Below are 23,158 nucleotides of genomic sequence, written 5' to 3'. Positions count from 1 at the left end.
GCGCAGTGCTCCTGGTCTACATTAAATTGTTTGAATCGGAAATAGCTATTCCCCATATGGTATTACTCCATCACAATTGATAAATTAGGCATCCGCAGGTTACGGTGTACGGACACCGGCTTCGCCTGCCTCACTTCCACCGCCTGCTCACGGCCACTACCGGTCAACTGCTGTGGCAGCGGCTGCACATACATCTCCTGCGGCACCTGGCGGTGAATACCCCACGAAGATGTTTTGGCAAAACGGCTGTAATATTTCACCACCAGCTGGTTCTTACCAGCTTTCAGCGGCAACAGCAACACTTCCTGCTGCGTACCGGCCCGCTCAGGATTGTTATACACTACCTGCTCTTCGCCGTTCAGATATACGGCAATCCCGTCGCCACTGGTAAACCCTACCAGGTAGTCGCCGGCAGTAGGCGCAGTGACCTCCTGCAATACATACCACCCCAGGTTACGATCGCCGGGCATCGTGTAAACGGAATCGTTCTTCCAGTCTGTACGCAGCTCCCAGGGCTTATTGGCCCGGGCAGACAACGGCTTTGTTACGTCAATATTTTTCAGGTCGCCATGTTTGCCGTCAATAGCAGACCAGTAAGGACCGGAATAATACATCGGTCCCCATTGCAGTTGCGCTGCATTGTTGTGGAGCGCTTTCACCGTACCGCTGTTCAACACCACTTCCTGCACCACGCCATTCAGCGTCAGCTGGAGGGTCTTACCCCGCTCCGCTGCGCTGTACACCACGCTCATACGGGCAGGACTCGCAGTCGTGAAAGCCCAGCGGTCGCCCACCTCGCTGCGGTAATAACTGTCATAGTCGATACCGGAGAAGCTGTACAACGGAACGGCGTTATGCCTGTTCAGCACCACCGGATTTTTCAACAGATGCAACGGTGTTATGTGCACACCACCTTTACAGCTCAGCGCCAGCACCTGTACAGACTGCGGCGGCAACTGAAAACCGGCGGGCAACTGGATCGTGGTGTTCCCGTTGCGGCTACTCACTTTGCAGGACAGCTTTTTGTTGCCGTCCAGCAGCTGCACCTGCGTCACGGGACTGGTCAGCCCCGGCAATACGATCGTACCTTCAGCGGGCTGTTGCAACAAGTGCAGGTATAATTTGCCGGGTTTGGTGGTCACCTCGCCCCAGGCGAACGTGGTATCGAAAGGATTGGCATGCGCACCGTAAATAGCTTCGCCGTTATGTTGCAACCACTGGCCGTTGCGCAGCAGCACGTCTTTTTCAAATTCCACCACGGAACCATCGCCGCGCGGACCGATGTTCAACAGGTAATTACCACCGCGGCTCACCACTTTGATCAGGCCCAACAACTTTTCGTGCGCTTTTTCAGCAGCAGGGCCATGCTCCTGCCAGGAACGGTAACCCCATGTTTCATCATATACCGAGGCAGGCGTTTGCCACGCGGAAGCAATCTTATAATCGGGGTACTGGTTGTCGCCCATCACACAAAAATCACCGGCGTCATTGCCCAACCGGCCGCTCACCATACAGCCAGGCTGCAGTCTATGTACAATATCTGCCAACTCCCGGCTCTGGTCGGCCGTCAGAGAGCCCATGTCAAACCAGATCTCCGATACCGGACCGTAATTGGTCATCAGCTCTGTCACCTGCTTTTTATTGAATTGATGATGCTCCGGTGTAATAGGATCGCTGTTGCTGCTGGAGATCGGGTATGCCTGCGGAAAATGCCAGTCTATCAGCGAGAAATATAATCCGAACTTCAACCCGTGGCGGTGACAGGCATCCGCGAGCTCTTTCAGCACGTCGCGGTGAAACGGCGTAGCATCGACAACGTTATAGTCCGTATAACGGGAATGGAACATGCAAAAACCGTCATGGTGCTTGGAAGTCATCACCACCGATTTCATGCCCGCCGCTTTCGCCAGCAACACAATGGAGTCGGCGTTCCATTGCGCAGGATTGAACCGTTTGGCCACGTCGCCGTATACGTCGCTGTAAATACCGGCGTGCGACTGTATCTGTTCACTGTACCCGCGGGTAACCGGCTTACCTTCCCATACGCCTCCCAGCGTGGAATAAATCGCGCCCCAGTGGATAAACATCGAGTACTTCTGGTTTTTCCAGCTGTGCTGCAATACAGTGTCCTGCGCATAACCGGCTACCGTCAGGGATAATGCCCACAATAAAATGCTGATCTTCTTCATATAACGAACGTGTACTTTTAAAAACCTTCTTCTCCTCTTCCCGCTGCCTGCAAAGCCTTTTCCTCCGCCTCCTTCTCCGTTTCAGTCTAAAGCTAAATCGTTTAACGCACACGGAGGGATACCATCTTCTCTTTTTTTAGTGGTAAATAAACACCGGCTTCCTGTACGGCACAACGGCACGTACCGGCATTGCTGTGCGGGCAGGACATATCCGGTCAACGGACAACGGGAGCTCAGAAGGCAGCCCTTGCAGTAGGCACTGCGTCCAGCGCGGTAAAGGCGCCGGCCAGGTACTTATAGTACGCTGTAATGGCGATCATGCCCGCATTATCGGTGCAATATTCGAATTTAGGAATAAAGGTGCGCCAGCCGTATTTTTCGCCGTATTCCTGTAAGGCTTTCCGCAAACCACTGTTGGCGCTCACACCGCCGGCAATGGCGACATCCCGGATACCCGTTTCCTGGGTGGCTTTCAGCACCTTGTTGAGCAGGATACTGATAATACGCTGTTGGATAGATGCACAGATATCCGGCAGGTTCTTTTCAATGAACGCCGGGTCCTGCTGCTGGTTTTCCTGGAGAAAATAAAGGATGGCCGTCTTCAGGCCGCTGAAACTGAAGTTCAGCTCAGGGATACGCGGTTCGGGGAATTTAAACCGGCCGGGATCGCCCGTTTGGGCATATTTATCAATCAACGGGCCGCCGGGATAGGGCAGTCCCAGTAACTTCGCGCTCTTGTCAAACGCTTCGCCTGCAGCATCGTCGAGGGTTTCGCCGATTACCCGCATGCTCAGCGGACTTTCGCACAGTACGATCTGGGTATGTCCGCCGGAAACCGTCAGGCAGAGAAAAGGAAAGTCAGGTTTGGGATCATCGATGAAATTGGCCAGCACATGCGCCTGCATATGATGCACGCCGATCAGCGGCTTGTTAAGGGCCATAGCCATGGATTTGGCAAAACAGCTACCTACCAGCAGGGAGCCAATCAGGCCGGGCGACTGGGTAAAGGCGATGGCGCTCAGCTCCTCCGGCTTCACCCCTGCGGTCCGCAGGGCGATATCCACTACCGGCACTATGTTCTCCTGGTGCGCACGGGAGGCCAGCTCCGGGATCACCCCACCGTATTGTTCATGTATTTTCTGATTCGCTATATGGTTGGAGAGGATCTTTCCGTCTACCAGCACGGCTGCACCGGTATCATCACAGGAAGATTCTATCGCTAATATTTTCACTGACATAAGCGGCAAAAATAAACAAAAAAGGCGGGAATACTCCCGCCTCTTCGCATATACTTACTATCCATTATTTCGTTTCCTCAATGCATTCTATGCGCACTATCCGGCCACTCATACAGGTCGATGCCCGGTCTTTCAGCTCCATAAAATCGAACCTTACCGCCTGCCCCGCCTTCAGGGTAAACCCCGGAACGGCAAACTCTGCCGGCTGCAATAAAACGCCACCTTTCATCTCGATCATCAGCCCGCAGCCGTCAATACCGCTCAGATCCTTTACCACACCGGCATACCGGCAGCTACTGGCCGGCGGCGACGTCTTGCACGCTGCAAATATAAACAGAACCGCGCATAGGCACACTGTTTTCATACCAGATTATTTGAGGGGATGTTCTTTAATTACTCCTGATGGCCACCACCGGGTCCAGTTTGCTGGCAGACCAGGCCGGTATAAAGCCGGCAAGGACCCCGACCACCGCAGAAATAGACAGTCCCAGGATAACATTGTTCATAGACAGGTACATCTGGAACGTACTTGCCAAATTTATGACAACTGTACAGAGATATACCAGCACCAGCCCCAAAGATCCCCCGATAAGGCACAAAACAACAGCCTCCATGAGAAATTCGGCCAGGATAATACCCCTTCTGGCGCCAATGGCTTTTTTCAGCCCGATAATCCCGGTCCGCTCTTTTACGGATACGAACATAATATTGGCAATCCCAAAGGCGCCCACGATCAGCGCGAAAACGGCAATGAAAAAGCCGCCCACGTTGATGGCGCCGAAGATGGAGTTCAGGCCCTCGCTGGCTGAACTGATCTCATTAAGGGCAAAATCGTCTTCCTCCCGCGGCTTCAGCCGGTGCGACGCACGTAAAGTGCCCCGCAGCTCGTCTTTCAGCTGGTCCATAGACACATTGGCCCGCGCCTTCACCTGGATATAAGGGTCCGCATACCGCCGCTCGTCCACCAGCGTACGGGCAAACCGGTACGGCAACATGATCGCATTATCGTAGTTCGGCCCGCCGATCATACTCTCCCCTTTCTTCTTCAATACCCCTATGACCTTTACTTCACGTCCCATCACCCGCACTACCTTACCCAGGGCCTGCTCCGGCGTCCGGAAAAGACCGTCCCAGATAGTAGCACCCAGGATAGCCACATTGGTGCCGCCGTTACTTTCCGTATTGGCAAAGAAGCGCCCCTGCACGATCGCCATCTGCTGTATCTTGTCAAAATCATTGCTGACAGCCATCATCGTCACCCCTTCCATATAATCATCCCCATATTCTACCTTCTTGCCGGAAACATCGAAATTAAATGCAACATAACTGGCGCTCTGCACCTTGTCCTGGATAATCCGGAAATCCTTGTACTCCGGCACCGGCCGGTTCATATATTTCCACCACGGGTACTCCCCGCTACCACCCCATGGCCATTTCTGGACGTAAATAACGTCGTCCCCCAAAGCGGCAAGATCGCTCCGGATATTCCTCTCCAGGCTGTTGGTAAGCGTAAAAACGGTAATAATGCAGAAAATGCCAATAGTGACGCCCAAAAGCGACAAAAAAGTACGCAGCTTGTTCACCCGCAACTCGTCAATCGCCATCTTCAAACTGGTCAGTAATATTTTAAGGGTAGCAATCATATTCCAAATTTAACGGATTTATAGGCACGCTCCTCGCCAATAAACACGAAATATAGCCGGAAAAAAAATTTAGTTACCTTTGCAGCCATTTTTTGGTTCTATATGAAGTACGCTAACGAAATAAATAAAAGAAAATCCTTTGCTATCATCGCCCACCCGGATGCCGGTAAAACCACGCTGACAGAGAAATTCCTCCTGTTCGGCGGCGCTATCCAGACAGCCGGCGCGGTGAAATCCAATAAAATCAAGAAGCACACCACTTCCGACTTCATGGAAATTGAACGGCAAAGAGGTATCTCCGTGGCCACTTCCGTTATGACCTTCGAATATCGCGATATCCTGGTCAACCTCCTCGATACCCCCGGTCACAAGGACTTTGCGGAAGACACCTACCGTACCCTCACCGCAGTGGACAGCGTGGTACTGGTGATCGACTGCGTAAAAGGGGTGGAAGAACAAACCGAAAGACTCATGGAAGTATGCCGCATGCGCGACACCCCCGTGATCATCTTCGTCAATAAAATGGACCGCGACGGTAAATATCCCTTCGACCTGCTCGATGAACTGGAAGAAAAACTGAGCATCCGCGTAAGGCCCCTCAGCTGGCCCATCAACATGGGCAAAGACTTCAAAGGAGTATACAACCTGTACGACAAAAGCTTCGTGGCCTTCCAGCCCAATAAAAAAGCGACCGACGAAGACGTGGTGGCCCTCCCCGACCTCACCAGCAGCTTCGTGGACGAACACTTCGACGCCAAAGACGCCGCACAGCTGCGTGGCGACGTGGAACTGATCGAAGGCGTTTACGATGCGTTCAATAATGAAGAGTACCTGCAGGGCAAACTCGCCCCGGTGTTCTTCGGCAGCGCTGTCAACAACTTCGGAGTGAAAGACCTCCTCGACACCTTCGTGGAAATAGCCCCCACTCCGCGCAACCGCGAATCCAGCACCCGGGAAATCGACGTGCACGAAGATAAGTTCAGCGGCTTCGTCTTTAAGATCCACGCTAACCTGGACCCACGCCACCGTGACCGTATCGCCTTCCTGCGCGTATGCTCCGGTAAATTCGAAAGAAACAAATTCTATCATCACGTGCGCCTCGATAAGGACGTGCGCTTCAGCAATCCCTACAGCTTCCTGGCCCGTGAGAAAAATATCGTGGACGATGCCTACCCCGGCGACGTGGTAGGGCTGTTCGATACCGGCAACTTCAAAATCGGCGACACCCTCACCGAAGGCGAAAACTTCTATATCACCGGTATCCCCAGCTTCTCGCCCGAACTGTTTAAGGAGCTGGTCAACAAAGACCCGATGAAGACCAAACAGCTCGAAAAAGGTATCCGCCAGCTGACAGACGAAGGCGTTGCCCAGCTGTTTACCCAGCACGGCGGCAACCGTAAAATCATCGGCTGCGTAGGCGATCTCCAGTTCGAGGTAATCCAATACCGCCTGCTGCAGGAATATGGCGCCGCAGCCCAGTTCAACTCGCTGCCGTTCTATAAAGCCTGCTGGATCACCGGCCCTAAAGACAAAATCGACGAATTCATCCGCTTCAAATCCGCCAACATCGTGGAAGACAAAGACGGACACCTCGTATACCTGGCCCAGTCAGAATGGTACCTCAATACCGAAAGGACCAACAACCCGGACATACAGTTCAACTTTACTTCTGAAATTCACAAATAATTACGAATTACGAATTTAAAAAGCGAAGACCTGAGCCAATGATATATCGCTCAGGTCTTCGCTTTTATCTCCTCTTATCAATTCGTAATTCGTAATTATTTAAAGTTATTCAGTCCGCCGGTACGGGAAAAGATACTCCTCGATCGTTCCGTCGCGTTCTCCCACTACTTTCGCGTCCAGGTGCTCCTCGTCCGTGAAACGGTAGGTCACCTTCTGCGGGAAATCATTCGTCGTGTCTTCCGCTACAAAACCCACCGCCTTCAGCACCCGTACCTTCAGCCGGATCGGCGTAGTCTCCGTACGGCCTTCATAAACGGGGATGAAAAAGATATCGCTGCCCTGGCGTACCAGCTCAACAGACTGCTGCAAGGTGGTGTCCGTGCCGTTCACCCGCCATGTCCTGCCGGTCCAGGTAGAGTCATTGGTGCGGGACCAGGTCTCCAGCACAGAGCCCAGTTTGGTCTTCATTTTCCAGGTGCCGGCCAGTTTGTCCAGCAGCCGGAAATCGGCAGGGCGTACCTGCGCGGCAGCGGAAATACTGCCTGTCAACAGCAGCAACAGCACAAGGCTATTGCTCCACCACTGCTTCTTCGCCATATATCTGATGTTTGTATTTGAGAGAAGGAGAAGCCACAAAAGGTCCTATTTGCAGTTCCTTCCAGAGGCTGTCTACTTTACGGATAGTCGCATCGTCCGCCACGATAATATTGGGCCAGTCTCGCTCGAAGTTATCCAGCAGCCTTGTTTTCAGCGTGCCATCCATGCCAATGGCGCCAATGTAGCGGCCATTTCCTGCCGGCTGGCGCACCACAAAGCTGTCGCGTTTCGGGTCCATATTATTGCAGAAGCGCCACAGGGCGGAGGCCAGGTCGGTCACGTCCACCGTATGTTCCACATACAGCACCATCTTAATCCCTGCCAGCGCCGGCAGGGTATACAGCTGCTCGTTCAGCTCCCTTACATGGAACGGCCGGTTCTTCTGCACCGATACCAGGATACAGGGGATGTCTATGGACAGCAGGCTGCCGTTGATCCCTTTTATTTCGGGGAATTGCTGCATGATAGCGGCCCCGTCCAGCGTTTTAGGTGCTGGCGCCTCCTGGTAAGTATTGTCGGTTTCCTCCTCGTACTTGCGGGTACCATCGATACACATCTTACCTCCAAAGCCCATTTTGGAGCAGGAGTGGTCCAGCACGTCCATAGGGCCCTGGCTCAGGTAAATATCTGTAGCCGGGTTGAGATTGCGGAATACATACTGTGCCAGTTTTTTATAGTCGGTGATGCTTTCGCCTTCGTCGCTTACCACGAGGATTTTGTTAAACATCATCTGCCCGGCGCCCCACATGGCGTTCATCACTTTCTGCGCCTGTCCGGCATAGTCTTTTTTGATCTGTGAGATCACCAGGTTGTGAAACACCCCTTCCACGGGCATTTCCATGTCTATAATTTCCGGCACCAACGTCATTTTGATGGGCGCCAGGAAAATACGTTCCGTCGCTTTACCGATCCAGGCGTCTTCCTGCGGCGGAATGCCTACTATCGTGGACGGGTATACGGCGTCTTTACGGTGGGTAATGGCCGTCACATGAAAACGCGGATACCAGTCGGCCAGCGAGTAGTAGCCGGTATGATCTCCGAAAGGCCCTTCCCAGATCAGCTCTTCACCGGGGTCTACATATCCTTCTATCACAAAGTCGGCATCTGCGGGCACTTCTATCTCCGGTTGACTGATACATTTCACCAGTTCCACTTTTTTCTTGCGAAGGAAACCGGCGAGCATGTATTCATCCACGTTTTCCGGTAGCGGAGCGGTGGCAGAGTAGGTATACACCGGGTCGCCCCCCAGGACTACGGCCACGGGCATACGTTTGTTCAACTTCTTATACTCCATGAAGTGTTTGGCGGAAACCTTATGTTTATGCCAGTGCATACCGGTCATATCTTTTTCGAACACCTGCATGCGGTACATGCCTACGTTGCGGCTGCCGGTCAGGGGATCTTTGGTATGGATCACCGGGAGGGTAATGAAAGGACCGCCGTCTTTAGGCCAGCAGGTCAGCACCGGCAGCTTGCCGAGGTCGGGATTGGCCATCACCACTTCCTGGCAGGCGCCTTTCCCACCGACTACCTTCGGCATCCAGGAGGCAAATTGTCCCAGTTTAGGCAGCATGGCCAGCTTATCGAGGATGCTTTCTTTAGGCTTGGACAGCAGCTTAAACAGCGCTTCAATCTCTTTCGATACGTCATCCAGTTCCTGCACGCCCAATGCCATGCACATCCGTTTGTAGCTGCCCATGGAATTGATCAGCACCGGAAAATCGTAACCGGTATTTTCAAACAGCAGGGCTTTGCCCCCGCCGGGCATTTTACTTACCCTGTCGGTGATTTCCGCTATTTCGAGCTTCGGGTCCACATAAGTGCTGATGCGCAGCAGTTCGCCTTCCTGTTCCAGCTTCTCTATAAAATGCCTGAGATTTTTATATGCCATTGTTAATTTATCTAATAACCAATGAACAAAAGTAAACATCCCGCGCCGCAATAAAAAATGCCCCCCGGAATAAACCGGGAGGCATCTCATTTATCTGTTCTCAGTTATCAATTGACGATCGTAACGCCGGCATGGAACACAGCTCTGGGCCGCGGGGCGTAGTAAGGTCTTGGTGGTGGCGGCGGCGGAACGGGCACAGGCACCGGGTAGTAAGCCGGTTCTGCATATACCACCCTTCTTCTCGGACGGTAGTAGTCATCGCGGCAATCCCTGTCTCTCCAGTATCTCTTTTCCCATTTGTCATAATGTTTATTGTGACCATATCCATGGCCATGCCCATGTCCTCTTCCGCGGTCCCAGCCTCTCTGGGCGTAGGTAGTAGCTACGGTACCACCCAACAGCAGCATCATCAGCAGTACTTTTTTCATGTTTCTTGGTTTTTGTTAAGATTGGTTGGCAAATAAATGTTGTAGTGTGTTACATGATATACAGTGTAACGACGGAATTAGCCGCATATTGGGCGCCAGGATATCCGGCGTAGCTGTACCTGTGTTTATGATGTTTATATTTCCTGTAGTGTTTCCGGTGAGGCGGCATCGGTGGACGCGGCGGTCGTGGTGGCCGGTGTACATGATGCGGGGGCCTTGGTGGTCTCGGCGGCAACGGTGGCCGTGGCGGTAAAGGCGGATGCGGAAGATGTCTTGGAGGTGGCGGCGGAAGCGGCGGAGCCGGTGGCCGGTGCTGTGCGGAAAGGTGGATCGTTCCTGCCAGCATCAACACAACCGTCGCATATATTATCTTGTTCTTCATGACACTTCGATTTGACCTTTACAACAGGAGAATGCATACCAGCTTATTTTACAATTCTGTGTTTCATTACTCTCTCCGCGATTTCTGAACTCTTCTTCAGCTACTTTAAGCTGGTTTTTGCGATTCTTTACCTGTTTAAACAGATAAAACCAACAACTATGCCAATAATCCCAATCCCTTTACCACAAAAGAAATCCCGGCTTTATAGGGCCGGGATACAGTTTATAAATGGACTTTATTGGGGGTTGAAAGTCGGGAGAAAGAAAACAAACTTTATGCCATAACTCACTATGATGGCCATCGCCGTTACCGTAATATCGGGCACCTGGTGGCTTTTACCTTGCCCCAGCCGCTGCCACCGCCGAGGCGGTAGGTAATGGTAAAGCCAGAGAAACCATACCAGTCCTTGTATTTTTTGGATCCGCGAATAGACCCGTCTGGCGGATAGGCGTTAGGCGTCTGTTTGCCGGCCAATTCATCGCCGCGATAAGCCATATCCACGGCTTTCTGTCCCCGATAAGCCAGCAATGTGTTTTGGTCCACGTAATTAGTACTCACGTCGTCGAGATAGTCGGTGGTGGTGGGTCGCAGCCCTATTTCAAACCCGAGGGTCCATTTGTCGTTCAGAATAGCTTTCACCCCTGCCCCCATTGGGAAAGACCAGGCAAAGAGGTCATAAGGCTGCCGCTGCGGATACTGGGGAAGCCCCTGCCCTTCCGTGCCCAGAGGACGTAAACGCACTTTGTTACCGGATATGTCTTTGGCAGTAGGATCAAATCCAAAACCACCCACACCGATAAACACAAAAGGGGTAAATCCTTTTTCATCGAGGTCCAGGAAATTGATCTCGGCAATCAGGCTGCCTTCGAAAACATTGCTTTTGAAGCTCAGGTTACGGGCGACAAGACTGGCCTCTGTATTAGTACTGTCAGCGGCGGCAACAATCCCCCAGGTAAAACCGGCCCTCAACGTAAGGTAACGGTTAATGTCTTTTCTCACCAACAGGCCCAGTGCCGGCCGGGTGTATTTCAGGTCTACCTTCTGTTGAACAAGATCACCGCTGTAGTTGGAAATACCGGCAAAAGCACCTACATGCCAATCCTGCGCGAAGCTAAAAAAGGGTACTGCCATGGATAACAACAGTATTCCGGCAAATTTTCTGAATTTCAAAGTATTTTGGTTTTAAGAGGTTAGTCCTGCTCTATTTAACGTTCTAATTAACAGTTTTATTTGGTGGGCCCAACGCAAAAAAAGTCTGCGCCCTCAAATCAACCGTTAAAGATGTAAAAATAAACTAATAAACCAATTAAGTAATACGCTGTGAAAAACTAATAAGGAAAAACAGGCTAACATCGGATATAAGCCCAGCCCTCCGCCTGCCGCTCCACCAGGTGGGCCACCGCTGCAGGCACTACTTCCACGAAGGGCAACAGCTGGTCCATCTTCAGCTGTTTGCCATTGATCGTATTCTGGCAAATCAGCCAGCCCACCGACCGGGCGTGCAGGTCTTTTACGGTGCCGGCAAAAGGATTACCGGCAGTAAACAATAGCGGATAGGCGTCGCCATGCACGGCCACCTCCACGGTTATACGGGACTGCCGGTCATGATAATACTGTAACAGGTTGTGAAGCTGGCCCAATAAAGCCTTCTGTGCCTCCGATGCAGCCGAAGTGATCTGAAAAATAACTTGCATGTTAACAAACCTACTGAAATACAGGTAAATACAAACAAAAAATACCCGGTTATATTTCCGGGATATCCTCCTCTTCCGGGAAAGGGTTGCCGGAAGGACTACCGCCCTGCGAAACATCGGCCCGCTGCTGCAAAGCCTTGTACCGGCGGGATGCTTCGCGCAACTGAAAGACCAGCGTGGCAGAACGGACCTCCTGCTGATGCAGGCTCACCTCCGCCAACAGCAAAGCTTTACGCTGACGCACCATTACCATCCAGCATATCAGTAACAAGGCACCCACCAGCAAAAACAAAGGCAACAGTATAAAAAGCGCCAGGGTAGTGCCATCACCGGCAGCCTGCGACGGTGCTGTGCCTTCCCGGATAGTATCCCGGCCGGCACAACCCCATAACAGGATCGGCAACATAAAGTATCGGATGGAAATAACGCGTTGCAATGTCTTTTAATCGTGGTTACCTGGCATTAGCCTATCGCTAAAATTATCAAATCAGCCGGATAAAAACTTGTCCAATCTGGCTTTTTTTACACCCCCTGGGCGGGTAAAAATCAGGGGCATCCAATCGCAAAAAACCCACATATGATTAAAATAAATTCATTTTTCTGATTATACATCCCTGGTTATCAACCCGTAATTTTTTTTCTCAAAAAAACAAACAGGTTACCACCAAAAAAAATTAATTTGGAAGATAACTTTAATACATCCGTGCCTATTTTTTTCAAGGACAAATGATAAGGACGAAGCGAATTACCCATCCCGTGAAGTAACCAAAAATCGAGTATGTCAAAATCTGCTGTTATCACCAAACAACAACTGGAACATCTTGCCCTGCAGGGAATGTCCTATGCTGACGACCACGTCGGCGACACCTTCAGCATCAAAGACGTGTCCGACCGTCTTGGTATCTCTTATTCCTATTTCTATCACAACTTCGCCGATTACATGGGAGAGCCGTTCTGGCATTATGTAAAACGTCACCGCCTGGAACTGTCCGCCGGCCTGCTGCGCCATAGCGGCCACTCTATCGGCGTCATCAGCGACCTATGCGGATACGCTACCACAGCGGCCTTCAGCAAGGCTTTCAAACAGCACTTCAAAGAAAGCCCCAAAGAGTTCCGCCGCATACCCGAACTACCCAACGAAAAAAGGACCATCCAGATCATTGAAACCATCACCACCACCACCGGCACAGACATCTTCGGAAATTTCTTCCGGTACGACCGCGGCGAAAGAGTACAACTGCCCGACTCCGTACTGTACTACACCCTGCTGTCCCGCGGCCAGAACCCGATCGGTGAAATGATCGCCAAAATGAACCAGTATTACAACGCCATCAGCAAAATACTGGGACAGATAGAAATCGCTACCGCTAAAATCATCACCGGCACCCTCGATTCCGTACCGGTGACCGACTACGAAAAAATATCCATCTACGCCGGCCTCAGCATACCGCTGCATGCCGCCGCCGCCCACCAGCATATGGAAACCAACTACGGTTACCTGATGCGCAAACGCATCCCCGGCGGCACCTACCTGCGGCTGCCCGTCCCCATGGACTTTGCCACCGCCGGTATCCCCATGTATAACTTCATTAATCAGAATTGCAAAGAAGGTAATTTCAAAATGAGCGGCAATCACTTCTTTATGGTACTTAACGGCACCACCGCCTGCGAAATTTATATCCCGCTGCTGCGGAAACATTATTAATCCAGGTTCCCGGGGCTCACGCCCCGGGCTACAATGTTGTTCAATTCCTTTAACAGCAGGGTGTGTGATTAAACGCACAGGGCTTGCCTCATTGGCAAGTCCTGTGCGTTTTCATTTTGAGAGATATACTTTTCCTGCTTCAGGATACTTTTTACTTTCTAAAACATCTTTCCTATTTTAAAAGACAGCTTTCTGCTTTTTTTTTTAGACAGCCTTCTGCTTTTTTAAAGATAGCTTTCTGCTTTTTTAAAGACAGCCTTCTGCTTTTTGAAGACCCGTTCTACTTCTTAAAGACAGCGCGGAAACAGTTGGCGCTAGTATTCACAGTGTCTGCCTGCTGCTTACCACGGCCATAGAATTCATCAAGGAAATGACCGGCATCAGACCATACCGTCTGCATCATCCCCTGGTAACGGGGTTTCATCTCCGGTGTAGCGGAACTACGGAAATCATACATGTCTTCCAGCTGCGCCACGGCATTATCGGGCTTGCGCCACGGACAGGTAATCACCTGCAGTCCCTTGGAGGCGAAATAAACCGGCGACTTGTCAGGACGCTCATAGTGCCAGTCGCAGATCATAATGTCTTTCGGCACAAGATCAATAGCGCGGTGGGTATTGTTCATACTCGCCTCCCACATGCCCATACCGGTGGTTTTGCCATCCAGCAGACGGTCGCCCCAGATCCATAACGTACGGCCTTTCTGCGCCAGATGGTTACGGACCTTCCATACCTCGCCGGCATACAGCTCCGCCTTGTCACGGCCCCCGCAACGCGGACATTTGTCCTCCCCAAGATAAAACACCTCATCCATACCGGCATGAAATGCTGTCGCTTCAAAAGCGTCCATCACCTCATCTACCAGCTCAAACACCACTTTGTGCACTCCCGGATGCAGCGGGCAATAGCTTTTGCAATACAGGCCGTCGGCATTAGGCCACTCATATTTGGCCGGCATCTTCACCCAGGGCGTTTCATCAAAATCAGGATATACCTTCAGCAGGTTCATCGTAGTGCCGGCCCACGACTGATGCCCCAGCAGATTGATCTGCGGAATCAGCTGAATGTGATGCTGCCGGCACACCTGCACCAGCTCCTTCACCTGCGCTTTGGTCAGCGCGCCAGGATCACGCAGCTCAGGATGAGAGGTATACTCATAGTTGAAATCCACCCGCAACACCAGTGTGTTAATATGCCGCGGTGCAAGCTCTTCCCGGATGAATTTCAGAAAGGGAGCCAGACCGGCACCAGTAGGCGCCGCAATACAAAAGCCGCGCACAGGCAAGGTATCTTTCGGTAAGGCATTGGAAGAAGATGGGTACAGTACAGCGCTGCCCAGCAGCAGCAATAGCATGGTCAATAGTTTTTTCATAAAGGGCAATTTTCCAACGTTTCAGACAAAATAACAAATGCATCGCTTTTTCTATAGTGAAATCCGGCATTAGATAATTTTACATGCAAAAACATATGATTTTTAATAAATTTGGCTAAAAGCAAATCCATGACCGAGTTTAAGCTCCCTTTTAATGCGCGGCTTACGTTTACCCTGTTATCGCTTATTTTACTGGTATACATCGCCCATACGGCCAGCAGCATCATCATCCCGCTGCTGTTTGCGTTCCTCATCTCCATCATGCTGCTGCCGGTAACCCATTTCCTGGAAAAACGCAAATTTCCCCGGGGATTGGCCGCCGCCGTTGCCGTACTGCTGTTTATCATCGTTATCCTGTTGATCATGCTCCTGATGGGCACCCAGATGCAGGCCTTCATTGCAGACTTCCCCCAGCTGGAAAAGAAATTGCTGGACACCGTCACCTCCCTGCAGGAATGGATCGACCACAAATTCCATATCAGCTCCAACGCCCAACTCAGCTACCTGCAAAAGGCTGCGCTGGGAACACTCGGAACAGCTACCAGCTTCATCAGCCAGACCTTCCTCTCCCTGTCTTCCCTCATCGTGTTTATCGTGTTTGTACTGCTGTATTCTTTCTTCATGCTGTTTTACCGTAAACTGCTGGTGACTTTTCTCGTCAGGCTCTTCCAGGAAAAACACCGCGACACGCTCCTCGATGTGCTCGCCCGCACCCGCTACATCATCAAAAGCTACGTCGGCGGCCTGATGATCGAAATGGTGGTAGTGGCCGTTCTCAATACCGCCGTATTCCTGATACTCGGCATCAAATACGCGATACTGCTGGGCGTGATGGCCGCTATCTTCAACATCATCCCCTACATCGGTATCTTCACCGCCCTCATCATCAGCATGCTGGTCACGCTGACTACGGGCACGCCTATATCAGCGCTGCAGGTAGGCATCGCACTCTTCCTGATCCACCTGCTGGACAGCAACGTGCTCCTGCCCCGCATCGTTGGCTCCAAAGTGAAAATCAATGCACTGGTAACCATCGTTGGCGTAGTCATGGGCAATATGCTATGGGGAATACCCGGCATGTTCCTCGCCATTCCCATCATCGCCATCATTAAAATCGTTTGTGAGAGCGTAGATTACATGAACCCATGGGCCATCCTCCTGGGAGACGAACAAGAGGAGAAAACCGCGAAGGTGAACCAGATTGCCGAACAAAAAGGCCAGCCCGGTGTAGACGATATCGCAGAAAGCCCTTCATCGCCCGAAAAAAAATAAATACTTAAAAAGCCGCGGGAGACAAACGCTCCGCGGCTTTTTTCATTTATAAAACAACCAACTCAACTGCTACGCTCCGGCTTTCCTCAGCGTCCTGCGATATACCCAGTAAAACACGATCGGGAATATAAACAGGTTGAACAACGTATCGGTGATCAAACCGCCGATCACCACACGCGCCAGGGGCCGCGCTGTCTCCGCCCCGATACCATGGCTCATCGCAGCAGGCAACAACCCGATAGCCGCCATCATCGCCGTCATGATCACAGGCCGTATCCGCGACTCCACGCCCTCACGTATGGCCACTGCCAATGAGGCATCGGAATAGGGATGTATGCTCCGGATATTCGTCTTGAATTTCGTCAGCAAAATCACGCCGTTTTGCACACAGATGCCAAACAACGCAATAAACCCGATACCCGCGGAAATACTGAAATTGACACCGGTGAGCCACAACGAAAATATACCGCCGATAATGGCAAACGGTACATTGTTCAACACCAGCAAAGCGTCTTTCATCCGTCCGAAGAGAATAAAGAGAAACAGGAAAATCAACAACAGGCTAATGGGCACCACCTGCATCAGCCGTTGGGTGGCCCTTTGCTGGTTCTCGAAATCGCCGGCCCACTCCAGGAAGTAATTTTTCGGCAACGCCACCTGCGCATTTACCTTCTCCCGCGCTTCTGCAATGGTACTGCCCAGGTCACGGCCGCGAACGGAAAACTTGATCGCACCGTAACGCTGGTGCTTGTCCCGGTAAATCATACTGGGCCCTACAATATGACTGATCTCCGCAATTTCCTTCAGCGGAATTTTGTTGCCCCGCAAAGTAGGGATCGTCAGGTTGCCAATGGCGACCTCATTCTCCCTGAAGCTCTCAGGGTAACGGATACGCAGGTCAAAATTCTTTTCGCCTTCATATATTTTGGTAGCCGCTTTACCACCTATCGCCATTTCTATCACGGAGTTGGCATCCTCCGTAGTAACGCCATAGAGCGCCATCTTCTGTTGATTCAGGTTGATGCGCAGCTCCGGCTGGCCAATATTGCGCAGGATACCCAGGTCCTCAATGCCCCTGACGGTTTTGAGGATTTTCTCTATCTGCTCTTCGTGCTTTTCCACTGTCTTAAAATCATCGCCAAAGAGCTTCACCACAATGGAACCTTTCACCCCTGAGACAGCCTCCTCCACATTGTCCATGATAGGCTGCGAGAAATTAAGCGTTACGCCGGGCGTACCGTCCAGCTTCGCATTCATCCGGTGAATCAGTTCTTCTTTGGAGATCCCGCTCTTCCACTGGTCCTGCGGATAGATGTCCACATGAAACTCGATATTATAAAAGCCCGTAGCATCGGTGCCATCATTGGGACGGCCTGTTTGTGACATTACCTGTCTTACTTCAGGGAACGTCAAAATTTTCCTGCGCATTTCATCAGCCACTTTCACCGATTCCTCCAGGGAAGTGCTCAGCGGGCCCGTGGCCCGGATATAGATAGCGCCTTCATTGAGCTGCGGCAGGAACTCCGTTCCCAGGAACCGGAAGCAGTACAGGCCGGCAACCAGCACGATCATAGAAAAGATAAATACTACCCGGCGGTGATGAAATGTATAGTTAAAGATGCGGGAAGTGGAACGGTGTATAAAGGCAAGGAAGAAATTATGCTTCTCTTTCACATTTTTGCGCAGCAACACGCTCGCCATAGCGGGCACCAGCGTAAATGTCAGTATCAGCGCTCCCAGCAGCGCAAAGCCCAGTGTCCATGCCAGCGGAGAGAACATTTTTCCCTCCACTTTTTCAAAAGTGAAAATGGGCAGCAAGCCGGTGATGATGATCAGCTTGGCGAAGAAAATACCTTTACCGTTTTCCATGCAGGCTTTACGGATCATACCCAGCTTGCTCTGGCGGTTGAACCGCTCCATGCCCACCTGGTGCGCTTTCCTGTCCAGCATCACAAAGATTCCTTCCATCATCACCACGGCGCCGTCTATAATGATACCAAAGTCGATAGCGCCCATCGACAGCAGGTTGGCGCTCATCCCCTTTAACTTCAGGCAGATGAAAGCAAACAGCAATGACAGCGGTATCACCACGGAAACAATTATGGTCGTACGCCAGTCGGCCATGAAAATGAAAACAATCACCGTAACGAAGATGATGCCTTCGATCATATTGTGCAGCACCGTATGCGTGGAGAAATCGATGAGGTCTTCCCGGTTATAGAAGGTCTTGATCTTCACATCATCCGGCAGGATGCGGGTATTCAGCGTGGCTATCTTTTTTTTCAGTTCCACGATCACGTTGGCGGGGTTCTCTCCTTTGCGCATCACCACAATCCCTTCCACCACATCGTGATCACTGTCACGGCCCACCTGCCCCAGGCGGGGCAATGCAGCGATGGACACATCGGCCACGTCCTTTACGAGGATAGGCGTACCACCGATATGGTCCACGATCACATTTTTAATTTCCTCAACGTTGTTCAGCACGCCAATGCCGCGTACCACGTATGCCTGGGCATTTTTTACGATCACATCACCGCCTACGTTGATATTACTCTTGGAGAGCGCCTGGAACATTTCCTGCGCGGTAATGTCGTATTGTACGGCCTTGTCCGGGTTCATGGTCACCTGGTAAATTTTCACTTCGCCGCCGAAACTCACAATGTCGGCCACACCGGGTACGGCCAGCAGGTTACGTTCCACCACCCAGTCCTGCAGCGTCTTCAGCTGTTCGATATTGAGTTTGCTGCTCTCCAGCGTGTAACGGTAAATCTCCCCGGTAGGCCCGTAGGGCGGCTGGATCTCCGGTTCTACGCCATCGGGCAGGCTGGCCGAAGCGATGTTGTTATTGATCTGCTGCCGGGCAAACGTGTCATCCACCTCGTCGTCGAAGATCACTTTCACGACAGACAACCCGAACAGGGACGACGAGCGGATATGCGTTTTTTTCTGCGCCCGGTTCATGGCTATTTCGATGGGACGGGTCACAAATTTCTCCACCTCTTCAGCACTGCGGCCCTGCCATTGGGTGATGATGGTCACCGTGGTATTGGTCACATCCGGGAAAGCGTCCACCCCTATCTGTTTGAAGCTGACATAGCCCGCCACGGCCATAATGCCTGCAGCAAAAAAGATGAAATATTTATTCTTCAGGGAAAAAGCAAGTAGCTGCTTAATGAATCTGTTCATAATGCTGGCCTTTAGGGTTTACTGCTGGTCGGTCAGTGTGTCATAAATAAATACCTGGCGGGAAGCGACGATACGTTCCCCTTCTTTTAACCCGGAGGCGATATAGGTACGGTTATCCACTGTTCTGGCGATTTGTATTTCGCGGATGGCTACGCCAGGCCTGGCTGTTGTCAGCACCAGCACATAGTATTTATCATGGTCAAAGATGATACCGCGGGAAGGGATGCTCACCATGTTGAAGTCTGCGTGGCGTTTGGCTTTGGCGCGCACAAACATCTCCGGTTTCAGGAAATAGCCGGGATTGTCCACTACCACCCGGGCTTTCATCACCTTGGTCTCGGGGTCCAGTACGTTGTAGATCTTGTCTATTCTGCCGATAAAGGTTTTATCGGGATACGAAAGGGTGGACATCTCCACCGGATCGCCCTCCCGGATACCGGAAATATCGGATTCAAAGATATTGATCATGGCCCAGACGTCTTTCAGATCGGCCACTACAAAAATGGGATCGGAGTTGTCCGGCCGCCACTGCATACTTTCGGCTGCCCGTTTGCTGATTACGAACCCGGGCACCGGCGCTTTCACCATGTAGCTGGTCTGATGCGCGCCGCCGTTGATCTCCAGTACGGCGCTGGATTTGTTGTAAGCCGCAACGGCCTTATCGTAGTTGCTTTTGGCTTCCTCATAGTCCTTCTGCGAGTTCAACCCGCTTTTGTAGAAAGACTCCGCCACTTCCATGTTGCGTTTGGCGGTAGCCATATCGCTGGCGGTTATACGCTGATCCGCGGTAAAGCCTGCCATTTCAGGGCTTTTGATCACGGCGAGCACCTGGCCTTTCTGAACAAAATCGCCGGAATGCACTTTCACTTCGCTGACGATACCGCTGACCATCGGGAAGATACGGGCGGTTTTGTCTTCGTTTTCACTGATCTTTCCGGTCAGCAGCATTTCGTTATCGGCGGAGACGGTGGTGGCAGTATCCACCACCAGCGTGCGTAGCAGCGAATCACTGAGTACCCAGCGGGCCGTCTGTTCAGGAGCCGCTTTGCTGCCGCAGCCGGTGAGGATAATGCCCTGAATGGTTATCATAAAAACAGCTGCAGGTATATAAAGCTTTTTAATGTATTGCATGATGCTGGTGTAATTGGATCAAAGATGAAAGATGGAGGCCCCGGTAGCGAAGTTGATTTGCTCCAGCGCATTGAGTCGGTCGTATTTAAGCTCATTCATTTTAAGCACGTTATTACGGTAGGCGTCGTACAGGTCTATGAACTCCAGTAACCCGAGATGATGCAGCCCGTAATTTTTTTCCACTTCGTGCATCATGGCGGTGTATTCTTTTTCAAACCCCGGATCGAAATCCTGCAACAGCTTTTCCGTTTTCAGCGCCTGTTGCAGACTGTTCATAACATCATGCTCCAGCTGGTCCTGTGTGCCGTTGAGCTGCAGCTTGCTGTTTTCCAGTTCGGCTTTGGCCATTTTAATATTGCCCTGGTTACGGTTAAAGAAAGGCAGCGGCATAGAGAGGTTAAGGCCGTTGTAATTTCTTTCGAAGTTGCCCTGCTTATCATAGGAGAAACCCAGCTGTACATCGGGCACGGCGAGTGACCGTTGCAGGCGGAGGTTCATATGGTTGTACTGCACATTTTCCAGCGCTATTTTAAGATCGTAACGGTTGGCTTTAGCGGTATCCAGCAGGGCCTGATACGACAGGGCGCCTGCTGACAGCTGTGGCAAAGGGTCCGGCAGCTGCGGCTGAATACTGACGGTGGCGGGCACACGTATCAGCAGCGCCAGGTCGGACTGCGTCTGCTGAATATCCTTTTCCAGTTCCAGCGCGTCGTGCTGCAGGTCGTACAGCAAAGATCTGATACGGATGATCTCTTTGGGAGCGATATTGCCCAGGGCCTTCTGCTGTTCGAATACTTTGACGATCTGCTGCAGGAAAGCGATCTGGCGGCCGAAAGTTTGGAGGGACCGCTGTTTGTAGTAGAGATCATAGAAATTGTCGTGCAGGGAAAAACGGAGGGTGCGCAGCAGATCGAAGAACTGGTATTCCGTCATCCGTACGCTGCTTTGCGCCAGCTTTACCGCTTTGTTGCGCTGACCGGCAATCTTGAACAGCTGCTGTACCTGCAGCGTGTTTTGTCCTTCGTAGGAGAAATCGAACCACTTTTTGGTGGTATGGTTATACAGTACATTTTCAACGGTCACCTGGGGATTGTCCCACAGGCGGGCGGTGAGCACGGCTGCTTTGGCCGCATCGATGTTGAATTTCTGCGCCAGCAGCGGGATGTTTTTCTGAAGGAGCTGCGTTTCGGCCGCCGGCAGGGTAAGTTTGAGGGTATCCAACGGCTGCGCATGCACGCAGCAGCTCCATAGGACGCCCATCAGTACAGGGAAGGCTTGTAAGGCTAGTCTGATCGTCATACAACTTTAATTTTCGTTGCAAAGATGACGACAGGCTATTAGGCACTCATTAGAACGATGTTAAAACCAAATTAGATTTTGGCAGTTGTGGGGAAAAAGATGTTAAAGGTGGTGCCTTCTCCCGGCACACTGCTGACGGCAATGGTAGCCTGATGGAGCTGAAAGATACGCTGGGCCATGGCCAGACCGATACCATATCCTGAAAACGTATAGGCGTTACCGGCACGGTAAAGCGGCAGGAATATTTTGTCCAGTTCATCGGGAGCGATGCCGATGCCTTTATCGCTGACGGAGATAACAATGCAGTCAGCATCGTAGCTCAGGCGGAGGCTCACAGGCTGGTTATACGAAAACTTGAAGGCGTTGCGGACAACGTTCTGTAATGCCAGCATCAGCAGCGGGCGGTTGCCGCGGATAGCCAGCCGGGAAGCGTCATCGGGCAGGTTGCTCATGACTACGTCTGCCTGATGGGAAGGGGTTTTATATTGCCAGTGTTCCCGGATCTCCCACAACAGTTCGTCGAGCCGTATCTGTTCGGTATTGGCCGGGGTAAGGATCACGTCTACGCGGGTGAGCTGTAGGAGCCCGTCGGTGATCAGTTTCAGTTTCTCCGACTCGTCCAGCACGGTGCCCAGCGTGGAGATGTATTCCGCTTTGTCGCGCTCCCGGTGCAGGGTGACTTCTATCTCACCGATGATCGTTGTCAGCGGCGTTCTTAGTTCATGAGAGGCGTTGGACACGAAGGAACGCTGCATTTCAAAAGCCTGTTCCAGGTGTTGCAGCAGTTCATTAAAATTACCGGCCAGTTCGTCGATTTCATCTTTGTTGCGTCCTTGTTCCACGCGCATGTGCAGGTTGTTGGAACGTATTTTTTTCACCTGCCTGTTGATGCTTTGGATGGGCTGCAGCGCTTTGCTGGCAAACCATTGGCCCAGGAGGAAAGTAACGATCAGCGATACGCAGAGCATGATGATCAGTATCAGCGCGAGATATTGCAGTTGCTGTTCGCCTGCTTTGTTACGGGCCGTCACGATCACCACAAAGTCGCCCTGGTTGTCCGGGTAGAACATGCCCACGCCATACTTTTCCTTGAAAGTAAAGCGGTAGGTACCGGATTTGCGGATGGTGTTCAACAGGGAGAGCGGCCAACTGTACTTTATTTTCTCCAGGAAAACGGGCTGGTCTTCCTGGTCGTAGATGTTGCTGGATTCATCGGGGATGCTCTGGCGGTAGCTTTTTTCTATCTCGATGAATTTCTTTTTGGTCAGTTCATCTTTTTCGAGATACACCTGGGCGGTGACCAGCGCCCTTACCTGCAGCAGTTTATAGAAGCTGTTCCGGATATACTGGGCGGACAGCAGGTATATCAGGATGAACACACCGGTAAGAATGATACCGGTGATGAGGGTAAACTGAAGCGATAATCGGTGTCTTATCTTCAT

19 protein-coding genes are annotated in these 23,158 nt (G+C 51.6%); 3 read left to right on the top strand and 16 right to left on the bottom strand.

Annotated elements, in window-relative coordinates; all coding sequences use genetic code 11:
* Positions 1-62: 62 nt before the first annotated feature.
* From HF324_RS12790 to HF324_RS12775, 4 genes are all read right to left on the bottom strand, one after another.
* Entirely contained in the window at positions 63-2,189 is a 2,127-nt protein-coding gene (locus HF324_RS12790) for an alpha-L-fucosidase (RefSeq protein ID WP_168859932.1), read from the bottom strand.
* Between the two features lie 233 nt (positions 2,190-2,422).
* Entirely contained in the window at positions 2,423-3,427 is a 1,005-nt protein-coding gene (tsaD, locus tag HF324_RS12785; RefSeq protein ID WP_168802840.1) for a tRNA (adenosine(37)-N6)-threonylcarbamoyltransferase complex transferase subunit TsaD, read from the bottom strand.
* A gap of 64 nt (positions 3,428-3,491) precedes the next feature.
* Entirely contained in the window at positions 3,492-3,791 is a 300-nt protein-coding gene (locus HF324_RS12780; RefSeq protein ID WP_168802839.1) for a hypothetical protein, read from the bottom strand.
* A 25-nt stretch (positions 3,792-3,816) separates the two neighbouring features.
* Entirely contained in the window at positions 3,817-5,070 is a 1,254-nt protein-coding gene (locus HF324_RS12775) for an ABC transporter permease (protein ID WP_168802838.1), read from the bottom strand.
* Positions 5,071-5,172: 102 nt separating this feature from the next.
* Here HF324_RS12775 and HF324_RS12770 point away from each other — a divergent pair, with 102 nt between their 5' ends.
* Entirely contained in the window at positions 5,173-6,756 is a 1,584-nt protein-coding gene (locus HF324_RS12770; RefSeq protein ID WP_168802837.1) for a peptide chain release factor 3, read from the top strand.
* Positions 6,757-6,861: 105 nt separating this feature from the next.
* Here the strand turns inward: HF324_RS12770 and HF324_RS12765 are convergent, their stop codons facing one another.
* From HF324_RS12765 to HF324_RS12735, 7 genes are all read right to left on the bottom strand, one after another.
* Positions 6,862-7,353 (bottom strand): DUF6265 family protein, encoded by a 492-nt coding sequence (locus HF324_RS12765; protein WP_168802836.1) that lies wholly within the window; start codon positions 7,351-7,353, stop codon positions 6,862-6,864.
* Positions 7,325-9,244, bottom strand: a complete 1,920-nt coding sequence (locus HF324_RS12760) for a menaquinone biosynthesis decarboxylase (RefSeq protein ID WP_168859931.1) — start codon at positions 9,242-9,244, stop codon at positions 7,325-7,327. The genes HF324_RS12765 and HF324_RS12760 overlap by 29 nt, the downstream gene beginning before the upstream one ends.
* A 107-nt stretch (positions 9,245-9,351) precedes the next feature.
* Entirely contained in the window at positions 9,352-9,672 is a 321-nt protein-coding gene (locus HF324_RS12755) for a hypothetical protein (protein WP_168802834.1), read from the bottom strand.
* Between the two features lie 134 nt (positions 9,673-9,806).
* On the bottom strand, positions 9,807-10,091 hold the full coding sequence (locus tag HF324_RS12750; protein ID WP_168802833.1) for a hypothetical protein: 285 nt from the start codon (positions 10,089-10,091) through the stop codon (positions 9,807-9,809).
* Positions 10,092-10,360: 269 nt separating this feature from the next.
* The gene (gene porG / locus HF324_RS12745) at positions 10,361-11,224 is read right to left on the bottom strand and encodes a type IX secretion system protein PorG (protein WP_168859930.1); all 864 of its coding nucleotides are present in this window, start codon (positions 11,222-11,224) and stop codon (positions 10,361-10,363) included.
* Positions 11,225-11,400: 176 nt separating this feature from the next.
* Complete coding sequence (locus HF324_RS12740) at positions 11,401-11,748, bottom strand: DsrE family protein (protein ID WP_168802831.1); 348 nt, start codon at positions 11,746-11,748, stop codon at positions 11,401-11,403.
* A gap of 49 nt (positions 11,749-11,797) precedes the next feature.
* Positions 11,798-12,154, bottom strand: a complete 357-nt coding sequence (locus tag HF324_RS12735; protein ID WP_168802830.1) for a hypothetical protein — start codon at positions 12,152-12,154, stop codon at positions 11,798-11,800.
* A gap of 372 nt (positions 12,155-12,526) precedes the next feature.
* On the opposite strand from HF324_RS12735, the gene HF324_RS12730 reads away from it, so the two are divergent.
* Positions 12,527-13,453 (top strand): helix-turn-helix transcriptional regulator, encoded by a 927-nt coding sequence (locus HF324_RS12730; protein ID WP_168802829.1) that lies wholly within the window; start codon positions 12,527-12,529, stop codon positions 13,451-13,453.
* A 280-nt stretch (positions 13,454-13,733) separates the two neighbouring features.
* On the opposite strand, the gene HF324_RS12725 is transcribed toward HF324_RS12730, so the two are convergent.
* On the bottom strand, positions 13,734-14,825 hold the full coding sequence (locus HF324_RS12725; protein WP_168802828.1) for a family 20 glycosylhydrolase: 1,092 nt from the start codon (positions 14,823-14,825) through the stop codon (positions 13,734-13,736).
* 129 nt (positions 14,826-14,954) lie between these two features.
* Between HF324_RS12725 and HF324_RS12720 the strand changes: the two genes are divergently transcribed.
* Positions 14,955-16,097 (top strand): AI-2E family transporter, encoded by a 1,143-nt coding sequence (locus HF324_RS12720; protein WP_168802827.1) that lies wholly within the window; start codon positions 14,955-14,957, stop codon positions 16,095-16,097.
* Between the two features lie 69 nt (positions 16,098-16,166).
* Here HF324_RS12720 and HF324_RS12715 read toward each other — a convergent pair whose 3' ends face one another.
* From HF324_RS12715 to HF324_RS12700, 4 genes are all read right to left on the bottom strand, one after another.
* On the bottom strand, positions 16,167-19,286 hold the full coding sequence (locus HF324_RS12715) for an efflux RND transporter permease subunit (RefSeq protein WP_168859929.1): 3,120 nt from the start codon (positions 19,284-19,286) through the stop codon (positions 16,167-16,169).
* A gap of 18 nt (positions 19,287-19,304) precedes the next feature.
* On the bottom strand, positions 19,305-20,375 hold the full coding sequence (locus HF324_RS12710; protein ID WP_168859928.1) for an efflux RND transporter periplasmic adaptor subunit: 1,071 nt from the start codon (positions 20,373-20,375) through the stop codon (positions 19,305-19,307).
* 60 nt (positions 20,376-20,435) lie between these two features.
* A complete protein-coding gene (locus tag HF324_RS12705; protein ID WP_168859927.1) occupies positions 20,436-21,716 on the bottom strand; it encodes a TolC family protein in 1,281 nt (426 codons plus the stop codon).
* Between the two features lie 71 nt (positions 21,717-21,787).
* Entirely contained in the window at positions 21,788-23,158 is a 1,371-nt protein-coding gene (locus HF324_RS12700; RefSeq protein ID WP_168859926.1) for a sensor histidine kinase, read from the bottom strand.

The organism is Chitinophaga oryzae (genome assembly GCF_012516375.2).
GTDB lineage: Bacteria > Bacteroidota > Bacteroidia > Chitinophagales > Chitinophagaceae > Chitinophaga > Chitinophaga oryzae.
The sequence above is the reverse complement of the archived record's forward strand: the minus strand, read 5'-3'. Positions and strand labels throughout refer to the sequence as shown.

Bases quoted from the DNA above. Each gene is read 5' to 3' on its own strand.
- HF324_RS12790 (WP_168859932.1), bottom strand. From the start codon at position 2,189: ATGAAGAAGATCAGCATTTTATTGTGGGCATTATCCCTGACGGTAGCC.
- tsaD (WP_168802840.1), bottom strand. From the start codon at position 3,427: ATGTCAGTGAAAATATTAGCGATAGAATCTTCCTGTGATGATACCGGT.
- HF324_RS12780 (WP_168802839.1), bottom strand. From the start codon at position 3,791: ATGAAAACAGTGTGCCTATGCGCGGTTCTGTTTATATTTGCAGCGTGC.
- HF324_RS12775 (WP_168802838.1), bottom strand. From the start codon at position 5,070: ATGATTGCTACCCTTAAAATATTACTGACCAGTTTGAAGATGGCGATT.
- HF324_RS12770 (WP_168802837.1), top strand. From the start codon at position 5,173: ATGAAGTACGCTAACGAAATAAATAAAAGAAAATCCTTTGCTATCATC.
- HF324_RS12765 (WP_168802836.1), bottom strand. From the start codon at position 7,353: ATGGCGAAGAAGCAGTGGTGGAGCAATAGCCTTGTGCTGTTGCTGCTG.
- HF324_RS12760 (WP_168859931.1), bottom strand. From the start codon at position 9,244: ATGGCATATAAAAATCTCAGGCATTTTATAGAGAAGCTGGAACAGGAA.
- HF324_RS12755 (WP_168802834.1), bottom strand. From the start codon at position 9,672: ATGAAAAAAGTACTGCTGATGATGCTGCTGTTGGGTGGTACCGTAGCT.
- HF324_RS12750 (WP_168802833.1), bottom strand. From the start codon at position 10,091: ATGCATTCTCCTGTTGTAAAGGTCAAATCGAAGTGTCATGAAGAACAA.
- HF324_RS12740 (WP_168802831.1), bottom strand. From the start codon at position 11,748: ATGCAAGTTATTTTTCAGATCACTTCGGCTGCATCGGAGGCACAGAAG.
- HF324_RS12735 (WP_168802830.1), bottom strand. From the start codon at position 12,154: ATGTTGCCGATCCTGTTATGGGGTTGTGCCGGCCGGGATACTATCCGG.
- HF324_RS12730 (WP_168802829.1), top strand. From the start codon at position 12,527: ATGTCAAAATCTGCTGTTATCACCAAACAACAACTGGAACATCTTGCC.
- HF324_RS12725 (WP_168802828.1), bottom strand. From the start codon at position 14,825: ATGAAAAAACTATTGACCATGCTATTGCTGCTGCTGGGCAGCGCTGTA.
- HF324_RS12720 (WP_168802827.1), top strand. From the start codon at position 14,955: ATGACCGAGTTTAAGCTCCCTTTTAATGCGCGGCTTACGTTTACCCTG.
- HF324_RS12715 (WP_168859929.1), bottom strand. From the start codon at position 19,286: ATGAACAGATTCATTAAGCAGCTACTTGCTTTTTCCCTGAAGAATAAA.
- HF324_RS12710 (WP_168859928.1), bottom strand. From the start codon at position 20,375: ATGATAACCATTCAGGGCATTATCCTCACCGGCTGCGGCAGCAAAGCG.
- HF324_RS12705 (WP_168859927.1), bottom strand. From the start codon at position 21,716: ATGACGATCAGACTAGCCTTACAAGCCTTCCCTGTACTGATGGGCGTC.
- HF324_RS12700 (WP_168859926.1), bottom strand. From the start codon at position 23,158: ATGAAGATAAGACACCGATTATCGCTTCAGTTTACCCTCATCACCGGT.